The following is a 10923-nucleotide window of genomic DNA, read 5'->3' on the forward strand; positions in this document are numbered from 1 at the left end:
GCGCCGGGTGGGGCATGTTCACCTCGGGTGGCTCAGGTGGAGAAGTCCAGCTTCACCGGCCCGTCGGTCTGGCGCAGCTCGAAGCCGACGATCTCCCGCATCGGGATGTCGACCGTCCCTCGCTCGGAGCTGGTCGGCTGGTCGACGCCCATCTCCCACGGGGTCACCAGCTCGCGGTGGCCCGTGCGGGTGACCGCGGTCAGCTCGCCCTTGGCCGGACCCGCGACCGCGAACAGCCGCAGGTCCACCGTCGTGGCGGCGTTGTCGCCGTCCACGGTGAGGATCGCCGTCGCCCCGGTGGCCGGGTCCGTGGCGGTCAACGTACGCGCACCCGCGACGGCCGTGGTGTCGCTCGGCTCGGCCGGTGCGGACACCGTGACCGTCGGGCCGGCGACCGGGGGCGCGCCGTCGTTCCCGGCACCCCACACCATCAGCGGCACACTCACCAGGAGCACCCCGACCGCGGCTGCCGCGAGCCACAGGTTCCTACCGCGTTTTCGTCTGTCGGAGGCGATCTCGGCCAGCGCGCCCTTCAGCGCGTCCTCGCTGGCCACCGGCTCCGCCGGCTTCATCTGGTCGAGCAGCCGGGGCAGGTCCGCGAGCTCGCGGTACTCGGCCCGGCACAGCGCACATCCGGCGAAGTGCTCGGCGAACTTCGCCTCGTCCGGCGGGTCGAGAATGCCGAGGACGTAGGCACCCACATCGACGTGCTCCGAGGCCATGGTTATCACTCCCCCTCCCGGAGCACACGGCGCAGTGCGCGAAGCGCGTAGAACACCCGCGACTTGACGGTACCTGGTGGGACCCCGAGGACGCTTGCAGCCTCGTTGACGGTCCGATCCCGAAGATATGTCTCCTCCAGCGCTTCGCGATGCTCCGCGCGCAAGCCCTGTAACGCGTCGGCCACCACCATGGCCGACAACGACTGCTCGGACCGGTCCGGAACCGGTACGAGCGCAAGGGGCGCCACATCCACCTCCCGTGGGCGCGCGCTGTGGCTACGCCTCCCGTCGATCACGATGCGACGCGCGACCGTGTACAGCCACGCGCGCAACATTCCTGGCTCGCGGTCTAGTCGATCTGCGTTGCGCCAGGCGCGGACCAGAGTCTCCTGCACGACATCCTCGGCCCACTGACGGTCGTTTCCGGTCTGTCGCAGGACATGACCGAACAGTGCGCCACCGAACTCGCGGTGGATCATCCTGACCAGCGCCTCGTCTCTGTCCGGGAAACCACCCCCGGTCCTGTCCGAGACGCCTTCCGCGCCAGCGGCTACCCGTCTAGGGGTCGGACGCCGGCTCACGGGGAGACATCCTGGACCCCGGCACCAGGGTTCGTCGAGTGACCCAGATCACACTTGTTACGTCGTCGTGATTGAACCGCGATTCCCCGATCTCCGTATCTGCTGGTGACCGCACGTGCTGGTGTCTCAGGAAATTCCTTGTCCCAGAAAGGAAAACACATGCGATTCGCGGCGCTACTGGCGCTACTCACCCCGGTCGCCGCCGCGACCTTGGGGTGGATGGCCGCGCCGGTCGCGACCGCACAACCCCTATCAGCAGGCAGGCCGACGCCGGCGGCGGTACAGCCCTCGCCGCCGGCGCCTGGCAGCCCGCAGCAGGTCAGCGAGTCCGACCAGCGACTTCTTGTCGCGATGCGGAAGGCCGACGTTCTCGTGATCCCGGCCGGGCAACAGGCCCGGCAACGCGCTGAGCGCGCGGAGATCAGGGAGCTCGCCGACCACGTCGCGACGGACCAGGTCGGACTCGACGCGGAACTCCGTGCCCTTGCCGGGAAGCTCGGTGTCTCCGTGCAGAACAAGGCCGACGAGGAGCAGCTCGGCCAGGTGGCCGAGCTTTCCGTGTTGTCCGGTGCCGCGTACGACGCGGCGTTCACGACCCTGCTGCGTGCCGCGCACGGCGAGGTGTTCCCGCTCATCGCCGAAGTTCGCGCCAACACCACGAACGACGCCGTCCGAACCTTCGCGAAGAAGGCGGCCGGTGTCATCGAGACGCAGCTGGATCTGGTGGAGGGCACGGGTTTGGTGGGTGACGCGGAGGCGTCATCGACCCGGGTGCCCGCGATTCCGGTGGTGGCCCCGCTGCCACCGGCGACGTCGGTGCCGCCGCCCAGTACCCAGATCCAGGCCATCTCCGCGATCAGTGTGCCCGCAGCCGTCGAGACAGACGGTGGGGTGAACGTGGGCCTCGTGGTCGCGATCTGCGTCGTCGAGTTCGCCGCGACCCTCGGACTACTGCGCCTGCTCCGCTCGAACTGACCGAGCGCCATTTCCACAAAAGCAACGAAACAGCGAGGAAAACCATGCCACGACACCAGATGCAGCGCCGTACCCGGCGACGCCTGACGGTCGCGGGTGTAGCCGCGATGGCGATCATCGGAACCACGGTCGCCGTCGGCATCATGGGCAACGCATCCGCCCGGCAGGCCGCGCCCGTCGTCAACCCGGTGTGTCTGCCCGAGGACCCGCCCGCGAGCGAGACCGCTCCCCCTCCCGAGGAGTCCGCGCCGCCCGAGGAGACGGCGCCGCCGGAGAGCTCGGCCCCCGCCGAGGAACCACCGGCCGAGGAACCACCGGCGGAGGAGCCACCAGCTGAGGACCCGGGCATGGAAGACCCGGGCGCGGAGGATCCTGGTGCGGAAGACCCCGGTGCGGAAGACCCGGGCATGGAGGACCCCGCGGAAGGTGACCCGATGGGCATGACCGCCCCGGCGGCCGCCCACCCGCGCCACCCCAAGCCCGTCCAGGAGCCGGCCGAGCAGCCGGAGCAGCCCGTCGAGGACCCCGCGGCCGAGGACCCCGCCGCTGAGGACCCGGCAGCCGAGGACCCCGCGGCCGAGGCGCCTGCGGACAACGAGGTTCCCCCGGACCCGACCGAGGCTCCCCCGGTCGACCCCAACGCCGGTGAGGACCCCGACGCGGCCCCGGACGAGGCCGGTGACGCGCCGCCGATGCAGGCCCCCGAGCCCCCCGCCGAGGACGTCGAGGACGAGTTCGGCAACGAGGAGTGCGACGACCCGATCGGCCCCGCGCCGGAGGACTACATCAACATTCGCAACGTCGCGCCGGTGAACCTGGACGCACGGCCCGGCCGTGGCGCCTCGCGCGGCACGTTCGAGTCCCGCTGCGGCAACAACGAGAACGAGCACCGCAACCCGGACAACTTCATCACCTCGCCGGGTATTCGCAACGGTGCCCACCACACGCACGACTACGTGGGCAACCTGACCGCCGACGCCAACTCCACCAACGAGAACCTGGCCACGTCGGGCACCACCTGCCGCGCAGGTGACCTGTCGACCTACTACTGGCCGGTGATCCGCATCCGTGCGGCCGAGGGTCAGGACGAGGTCGTCGACGAGGAGAACCCGCACAACCAGGGCACCATCCTGGCGCCGGCACGAGCGCAGCTGCAGTTCCGCGGCAACGCCACCGGGCCGGTCGTCGCGATGCCGCAGTTCATCCGGGTCATCACCGGTGACGCCAAGGCCTCCACCAACGGCGGCGCGAACGCCAACGCGAAGTGGACCTGCACCGGCTTCGGGAACCGGATCACCACGAAGTACCCGCTCTGCCCGCGCGGCAGCTCCGTCCAGCGCATCCTGGACTTCCCGAGCTGCTGGGACGGTCAGAACATCGACAGCGCCAACCACCGCGACCACATCACGTTCCCGGACGCGCGCGGCCGGTGTGCCGAGGGTCAGCAGGCCGTCCCGGCCCTGCAGATGCGGTTGACCTTCAACGTGCCGCGCGGCAGCCTCTTCGTCCTGGATGCCTTCCCGGACGAGAAGCACAACCCGGTCACCGACCACGGCGACTTCGTCAACGTGATGCCCCAGAACCTGATGAACCGCGCCGTGCGGTGCATCAACCAGGGCCGTCGGTGCTGAGGTCGGCGCTGAGCTAGTCGGTGCTGATCTAGAAATAGCCCCAGTAGAGGAATGTTCGTGCTGCAACAGGTGGTCGACCAGACCGGCGACATCGCTCACGACCAAGGTGTCCGGGAGATGTTCGCCGTGTCCGGTCGACTCACCTACGCGCTGATGTGCCTGACGCTCACGTGGGGGGTGCTGACCACCACCGGGTGGCTGCACCGCCTCGCGGGGCGTCAGGCACTGCGCAGCGGCCACATGGTGTTGGGGACGCTGACCCTCGGGTTCGCGTTCAGCCATGTCGTCGCACTTCTCTTCATGCGCGTCGAGGTCTTCACCGCGTGGGAGGTGTTCGTGCCGTTCAACGGTGGTGTCAAGCTTCAGCACACGCTCGGCATCCTCGCGTTCGAGGGGATGCTGGCCGCGTCGATCGTCGTCGGTGTGCGCCGCTGGCTGAGCTTCCGGCAGTGGCTGGGCGTCCACCGGATCAGCTACGTCGCGTTCGGCTGCGGCGTCGTCCACGCGTTCTTCGGCGCGCTCAACTCCGGCTCGCTGTCCACCATGTGGCTCATCGGCATCACCCTGCTGGTGCCGACGGTGACCATCTCGCTGGTGCGGTTCGTGCCGGCGCGGGCACTGTCGAGCACCGGTCTGTTCGGGGACGAGCCGTGATCGGCCGCAAGCGTCCGCCGACGCGAAACCAGCTGAGCGTGAACAACGACGTGTGCCGCCGCTACGGGTTCTGTGTGGCGGAGGCACCCGAGCTGTTCGAGCTCACCCCCAGCGGGGGGCTGCGCTACCGGCGGGTCGTCCCGCCGAGGGAGCTCGAGAACGCGCGGTCGGCGGCCCGCATCTGCCCGACGCTCGCGATCGCGCTGGCGGAGGCGGAAAGCCCAACCCGAGGAGGACGTGCTTGATGAGCGCGGAAAGAAGCGAACGCATCGTGGTCGTGGGCGCGGGGGCCGCCGGTCTCCGCGCTGCCGAGCGCGTGCGTGAGCTCGGCTTCACCGGCGAGCTGATGATCCTCACCGAGGAGCCGTTCCGGCCCTATCACCGGCCGGCGCTGACCAAGCAGCTGCTCACGGGCGCGGTCCGGCCGAAAGACCTCCTGCTCCCGTACGCCGACCTGGACGCCGTGTGGCGCTACCGCACCCGGGTGGCCCGGCTCGACCCCGAGGAGCACCTTCTCTTCCTGCCCGGTGGCGAGGAGATCGAGTACGACGGTCTGGTCATCGCCACCGGCATGCAGCCAAGACACCTGCCCGGAGCGCCGCGGCAAGACCCGCGGGTGCACGTGATGCGCTCGATCGGCGACGCGATCCGGATACAGAAGAACCTGCGCGCCAGCAAGGGCCGGGTCGCCATGATCGGCGGCGGCTGGCTCTCCGGCGAGGTCGCCTCGGCGGCCCGCGAGCTCGGCCGGGACGCGACGATCATCATGCGGGAAGACGCGATGCTGCGGAACGTGCCGGGCCATGACGTGAGCGAGACGGTGAGCGCGCTGCACGAGGCACACGGCGTGCGGCTGGTGACCGAGGCCGCCGTCACCAACTGGCGCACCGGATCCGACGGCGTCACCATGCACCTGTCCACCGGCGAGGTCGTCGTCGCCGACTGCGTCGTGCTCGGCGTCGGCGCGGTGCCGGCGGTGGACTGGCTGCGCGGCTCGGGCCTGTTCGTCGACGACGGCGTGCTGTGCGACCCGACCACCCACGCGCTCGGCGCGGAGGACATCGTGGTCGCCGGCGATGTCGCCCGGTGGCCGAACCTGCGGTTCGACACGGTCCCCCGGCGCGTCGAGCACTGGATCAACGCGGTGGAGATGGGCCGCGCGTCGGCGGAGAACCTGCTCGTCGGGCGCGAGGACGCGAAGCCCTACACGCCGCTCCCGCGGTTCTGGTCCGACCAGCACGGGGTGCGGATCCAGGCGTCCGGGATCCCCGCGCTCGCGCAGGACACCGTGTCCCTGACCGGTTCGAAGCAGGTCTCGTCGCGGGTCACCGGCTACCTGGCCGGCGGCTCGCTCGTCGGCGTGGTGGCGTGGGACAGCCCGCGCGGCATGCTGAAGTGGACCAAGGAGCTGGACAAGAAGACCACGGAAGCCATGCGGCGCAGGCAGTCCGAGACCAAGCGCCCGGCCCGCCCTGCCGCACCCGCGGTCCCGCCCGCCTACCGTGCCCCGGTGGCGACGCCGACCTCGGCCCCGATGTCCGCCGCGATGTCGGCCCTGGCCTACGAGACCCAGACGCCCCGCGAGTCCAACCCCCAGGACCCGCGAGTCCAACACTCAGGACCCGCGAGTCCAACGGCCGGGTCGGGTTACCAGGAACCGGTCGCGGCCCGCTCCGGCTATCACACCGGTCCGGCCGCCCGATCCGGCTACCAGCAGTCGCCGGGCCGCCCGGGCTACCAGCGGCCGCCGGCGAGGCCCGGCTACCAGGAGCCGGCGGCCGCCCGGTCCGGCTACTACGAGCCGGCGGCCTCCCGGTCGGGTTACCACGAGCAGCCACGAACCGGTTCGGGCTACTACGAGCAGCTCACCCGCACCGACTACGAGGGCCTGCTCCCCCAGCCGGGTGGCTACGGCCCGCCGCCACCCGCGCCGCGGGACTACCGCCCGCCGATGAACCCGCGCGAGGAACTGGACGACCCGGCCGTGACGACCCTGCCTCAGATCGACTCCTGGCGGATGGCGTCATGACCGCGGACTTACCCGGCCCCATGGCTCCCGGCCCGTCGGCGCCGGTCGTCCCCCGCGACGACCGGGATCTTCGCCTGCGGCCCGCGAGGACGGGCGGTCAGGCGACGCGGTCGGCGAACGAGGCGATCGCCGCGGTCACCAGGTGTGGTGCCCGCAGGGTCGCGAGGTGGCCCTGCCCCGGCAGGATCACCGTGCGGTCGACCCGGGGCAGCACCGCCGCCAGGGCGTCGAGCCTCGCGCGCAGGTGCGCCGGGCTGCGCTCGCCACCGATGAGGAGCGTGGGCAGGTCGAGCCCGGCGTACCGGTCCAGCCCCACGCCCAGCGACTCGATCGCCTCGGCGTCCGCCAGCTGCGCGGCCGCCCAGCGCCGGGAGAACAGCCGGGCCAGGAGAGGGGAGCCACCGGAGATGTCCCGCACGAAGATGGCCATCGCCCGGCCGGGCGCGCCCGCGTCGAGCGCGGATCTGGCCCGGCGAAGGGCATCCCCGCCGAGAGGAGCGTCCACCGCGACCGGCGGCTCGTAGAGGACGAGCCCCGAGAACCGTTCGGGTGCGGCGAGTGCGCTCTCCAGCGCGACGACCCCGCCCGAGGAGTGACCAACGAGAAGAACCGGTTCCATTGCGACGTCGGCGATCGCGAGTACCTCGTCGACCTCTGCGTCCATCGCCGCGGCCCCGCGCAGGGCCGGGACGCGCCGATAGGTCGGCCGGTCGTGACTCAGCACCCGGAACCGGTCCGAGAGCGCCGCGGCACACCCGGCCCAGGCCGCGGCGGTGGTGGATCCGGGGTGTACCAACAGGATCGCCGGCCCTTCCCCCAGGTCGGTGACCACCACGGTCGCCCCGGATCCGGGCACCGACACCGGCAACGGCTGGCTGGTGTCGGTGCCCACCGCCCCGGGGAACACCCGCGCCACGATCGGGCGCAGGACCCGCCCGCGGATCGTCCGCTTCACGGTCGTCAGTGACATGCCGTCCATGCTACCCGAGGATGTCAACCTGAGTTGACACGTCGTGCACGCTCCCCGGCAGCCGCCACGGATCGTCCGCGACCAGGCCGACATAGCCGTCCGGCCGAACCAGCACCAGCGCACGGTCGGCGACGTCGTAGCCCGCCCACGCATGCCCCTCGACGTCCACATAGGACCCGGCGCCCTCCCGCACCAGCGACACCGTCGTCGCGCCGGCCACCTCGGCGCCGGACCCGCCGAAGTCGAGCAGCGTCCAGGCGGTCCCGGCGAGCAGCGAGAACAACCGAACCGGCCCGGACGGCCCGACCACCGGCGCGTCGGGCGCCCGGTCCCCAGCCCGTACCTTCCCCGGCGCCGCCCGGTGTTCCACCGCGAGCGGCCCACCGCGGTAGGTGATGCCCAGCTGCTTGGTGTCCGCGCCGCGCCGGTGCGCGTCGGGATCGCCGTCGCGGTACTTGTCCATCAGCCGGGTGCTCAGGCCGAGCACCTCCTCGGCCACCAGCCGCCGCTCCGCCTCGTAGGTGCCGAGCAGCGACCCTGGCCCACCGCGCAGCACCGAGGCCAGCTTCCAGCCGAGGTTGTACGCGTCCTGCACGCCCGTGTTGAGCCCCTGCCCGCCGGTCGGCGGGTGCACGTGCGCCGCGTCGCCGGCGAGGAACACCCGCCCGTCCCGGAACCGCGCCGCGAGCCGGACGTTCGGCCGCCACACCGTGCTCCACGTCAGGGTGTGCAGCCGGACCGTGGCGCCGCGCGAGTCGAGCACCTCCTGCAGGTGCGCGAGCGAGGCGTCGGCACCGGCCGGCGCGGGGCAGGCGAACTGGAACGCCTCCCCACCGGCGAGCGGGGTCAGCGCGACGCCGGCCATCGGGTCGCTCGCCGGCGCCCACCAGTGGCCGTGGTCGTGGTCGAGCCCGTCCGCGCACACGTCGCCGATGAGCATCCGGACCTCCTCGTCGGTGACCCCCGGGAAGCCGATGCCGAGCGCCCGGCGCACCACGCTGGCGCCACCGTCCGCGCCGACCAGGTACCGGGCCCGCACCGGGACGTCGCCGACCGTCGCCGTGACACCGTCCACATCGGACACGAGGTCGGTGAGCGCCGCACCGCGCTCGACCGCCACGCCCAGCCCGGCGAGCCGAGCCGCCAGGATCGCCTCGGTGCGCGACTGCGGCAGCATCCACACGTTCGGGTACGGCACGTCCGGCGTCGGCTGCTCCACCTCGGCCATCCGGTGCTCACCCACGAACGCGCCGTCGAGGTATGCCCGCACGGCCGGCGGCAGCATCCCCTCGGCGAGCACCCCGTCCAGCACGCCGAGGTCCTCGAACACCTCCAGCGTGCGCGGCTGCAGCCCGTCGCCGCGCGAGCCCGCGAACGGCTCGGCCGACCGGTCGACGATCCGCACGCCTATCCCGCGGCGGGCCAGCTCGATGGCGAGCGTCAGCCCGGTCGGCCCGGCCCCCGCGATCAACACCTCGACGTCCATCAGGATCTCCCCTTTGCTGAATTTCGATTCAGTGAATATAAGTTCAGCATGCTCGCGGCTGCCGTAGGTTGTCAAGGGAGCGAGGAGGTGTGATGCCGGGAGTGCGCCAGGCGAAGGCGGCGGAGACCGAGGCGGCGCTGAAGGCCGCCGCCAAGGAGGTCTTCGCCGAGCGGGGCTACCTCAACACCAAGATCACCGACATCACCGCGGCGGCCGGGCGAGCGGCCGGCTCGTTCTACAACCACTTCGCCGGCAAGGAGGAGCTGCTCCAGGCGCTGCTCGCCGACCTGCTGGCGGAGACCGACGTCGCGGTCGAGGCGGACTCCGAGCACGACCAGGACTTCACCGCCCGCGCGGCGATCCGCTACCACGTCGCCTTCTACTTCCGGTTCTTCCGTGCCAACCGCACGGTGATGGTCGCCCTGTACCAGGCGGCGATGGTCGACCGGTCCTTCGCGGCGACGCTGAACGAGCTGTCCGCGCCGGACATCGGCCACATGGCCGAGCACCTCGACCACGTCCAGCGAACCGGCCACGAGCTACCCGGCGAGCCGCTCGCGGTCGCGCGGGCGATCGGCACGCTGCTGTGGGGGTTCGCACACGCGCTGCTGGTCGAGCGGAGCCTCGGCGACCTGACCGAGGAGGCCGCGGTGGACCTGGTCACCGACCTCATCCACCGCGGCGTCGCCGGCCGGGTCTAGAGCCCCATGCCCTGAACGACGCGCTGGGGACGCTCAACGCCCCGAACGACGCGTTCGGGCATCGGCGCAGGTCACGGCCGGCCGGGTCTAGAGCTCGCCGAACCACGTGCGCGCCGCGACCACACCGCCGCCGTCGCCGAGTGCGGCCATCAGCGCGATCCGGGCCTTGTTCGGCGGCAGGCCGCGCGCGCCGATCGCGCCCAGCTCCCCCACGAGGCCGATGCCGTTCGCCGGCACCCGGGACGCGACCACCACCGGGATGTCCGTCCGGGTCAGCTCCGTGATCATGGCGAACATCTCCACCGGGACGTTGCCCGCACCGGTCCCCTCCAGCACGACACCTCGCGCGCCCGCGTCGGTCACCAGGGTCAGCAGCGACGCCGGCATGTCCGGGTAGGTCTTGATCAGCGCGACGTCCGACTCGGGTTCGCCACGCGGGCGCGGCGGGCGCGACGGCGGCATGCCGATCAGATTGACCTGGCCGTCCATCACCCGACCCAGAAGCTGCCGCGGCGCGGACGTGAACGCCGCCGGGCGGGTGGGGTCGGTGAGCGTGGCCCAGCGGGCGGCGTGCAGCTCGCCGCCCATGCAGACGACCGCACCGGCGCCACGCAACGCGGGCTCCGCCGCCGCGGCGAGGGCGTCGGCGATGTTGCCCGGGCCGTCCGCCGACGAGTCGGCCAAGGCACGGACGGCACCGGTGAACACGATCCCGCCGCGCACGGCGGCCGGCCCGACCATCAGGTCGGCGAGGAACGCGGTGTCCTCGAGCGTGTCGATGCCGTGGGTGACCACCACGCCGGCGAACTCGTCCTCCGCCAGGGCCTTGCGGACGCGCCTGCCCAGCGCCAGCTGCGTCGACGTCGACGTGTCCCAGGAGGGCTCGGCCATGACGTCCTCGACGACCACCCGGGTCGGTGGCGGGCCGGCCAGCTCGAGGAGCTCCTTGCCGGTCGCGACGCCCGCGGACCCGTGGGCAATGGTGTCGCCGGTCGCGACGAGCAGGACGGGCCGAGTCACAACCCCACTACTAAGGGCGCGTAGTGAATCAAGTCAGGGTGGGTTGGGCGTGTCGCGTGTCGGGCGGAGGGTGTAGTTCCAGTCGCCGTGCCAGGTGTCGCGGGTGATCGGGAGTTCTTTCATCTGTCGGTCGCTGATCTCGATGCCGGTGGGA

At 71.7% G+C, this 10923-nt stretch carries 12 protein-coding genes; 6 read left to right on the forward strand and 6 right to left on the reverse strand.

Going from position 1 to position 10923, the window contains the following annotated elements:
- Positions 1-32 precede the first annotated feature (32 nt).
- Entirely contained in the window at positions 33-722 is a 690-nt protein-coding gene (locus GEV28_RS26045; protein WP_291414857.1) for a hypothetical protein, read from the reverse strand.
- A gap of 5 nt (positions 723-727) precedes the next feature.
- Positions 728-1201 (reverse strand): sigma-70 family RNA polymerase sigma factor, encoded by a 474-nt coding sequence (locus GEV28_RS26050; RefSeq protein ID WP_291414858.1) that lies wholly within the window; start codon positions 1199-1201, stop codon positions 728-730.
- 261 nt (positions 1202-1462) lie between these two features.
- Between GEV28_RS26050 and GEV28_RS26055 the strand changes: the two genes are divergently transcribed.
- From GEV28_RS26055 to GEV28_RS26075, 5 genes are all read left to right on the forward strand, one after another.
- Positions 1463-2278 carry a DUF4142 domain-containing protein gene (locus tag GEV28_RS26055; RefSeq protein WP_291414859.1) on the forward strand — a complete coding sequence of 272 codons (816 nt, stop codon included), beginning with the start codon at positions 1463-1465 and terminating at the stop codon, positions 2276-2278.
- Between the two features lie 107 nt (positions 2279-2385).
- Complete coding sequence (locus tag GEV28_RS26060) at positions 2386-3909, forward strand: DUF1996 domain-containing protein (RefSeq protein WP_291414860.1); 1524 nt, start codon at positions 2386-2388, stop codon at positions 3907-3909.
- Positions 3910-3966: 57 nt separating this feature from the next.
- Positions 3967-4563: a hypothetical protein gene (locus GEV28_RS26065; protein ID WP_291414861.1), complete on the forward strand. Its 597-nt coding sequence runs from the start codon at positions 3967-3969 to the stop codon at positions 4561-4563.
- Positions 4560-4808 (forward strand): ferredoxin, encoded by a 249-nt coding sequence (locus tag GEV28_RS26070; protein WP_291414862.1) that lies wholly within the window; start codon positions 4560-4562, stop codon positions 4806-4808. The genes GEV28_RS26065 and GEV28_RS26070 overlap by 4 nt, the downstream gene beginning before the upstream one ends.
- The gene (locus GEV28_RS26075) at positions 4808-6592 is read left to right on the forward strand and encodes an FAD-dependent oxidoreductase (RefSeq protein ID WP_291414863.1); all 1785 of its coding nucleotides are present in this window, start codon (positions 4808-4810) and stop codon (positions 6590-6592) included. Before GEV28_RS26070 ends, GEV28_RS26075 begins: the two co-directional genes overlap by 1 nt.
- A gap of 97 nt (positions 6593-6689) precedes the next feature.
- Here the strand turns inward: GEV28_RS26075 and GEV28_RS26080 are convergent, their stop codons facing one another.
- Together GEV28_RS26080 and GEV28_RS26085 are read right to left on the reverse strand one after the other, a co-directional pair.
- The gene (locus tag GEV28_RS26080; protein WP_291414864.1) at positions 6690-7562 is read right to left on the reverse strand and encodes an alpha/beta hydrolase; all 873 of its coding nucleotides are present in this window, start codon (positions 7560-7562) and stop codon (positions 6690-6692) included.
- Between the two features lie 10 nt (positions 7563-7572).
- Complete coding sequence (locus tag GEV28_RS26085; protein WP_291414865.1) at positions 7573-9048, reverse strand: FAD-dependent monooxygenase; 1476 nt, start codon at positions 9046-9048, stop codon at positions 7573-7575.
- Positions 9049-9140: 92 nt separating this feature from the next.
- On the opposite strand from GEV28_RS26085, the gene GEV28_RS26090 reads away from it, so the two are divergent.
- Positions 9141-9749 (forward strand): TetR/AcrR family transcriptional regulator, encoded by a 609-nt coding sequence (locus GEV28_RS26090; RefSeq protein ID WP_291414866.1) that lies wholly within the window; start codon positions 9141-9143, stop codon positions 9747-9749.
- A gap of 87 nt (positions 9750-9836) precedes the next feature.
- Here GEV28_RS26090 and GEV28_RS26095 read toward each other — a convergent pair whose 3' ends face one another.
- Together GEV28_RS26095 and GEV28_RS42550 are read right to left on the reverse strand one after the other, a co-directional pair.
- The gene (locus tag GEV28_RS26095) at positions 9837-10769 is read right to left on the reverse strand and encodes an asparaginase domain-containing protein (protein ID WP_291414867.1); all 933 of its coding nucleotides are present in this window, start codon (positions 10767-10769) and stop codon (positions 9837-9839) included.
- Positions 10770-10802: 33 nt separating this feature from the next.
- Positions 10803-10913: a hypothetical protein gene (locus GEV28_RS42550; RefSeq protein WP_367115191.1), complete on the reverse strand. Its 111-nt coding sequence runs from the start codon at positions 10911-10913 to the stop codon at positions 10803-10805.
- Between the last annotated feature and the right edge of the window lie 10 nt (positions 10914-10923).

The organism is Actinophytocola sp. (assembly GCF_009379765.1).
Lineage (GTDB): Bacteria > Actinomycetota > Actinomycetes > Mycobacteriales > Pseudonocardiaceae > Actinophytocola.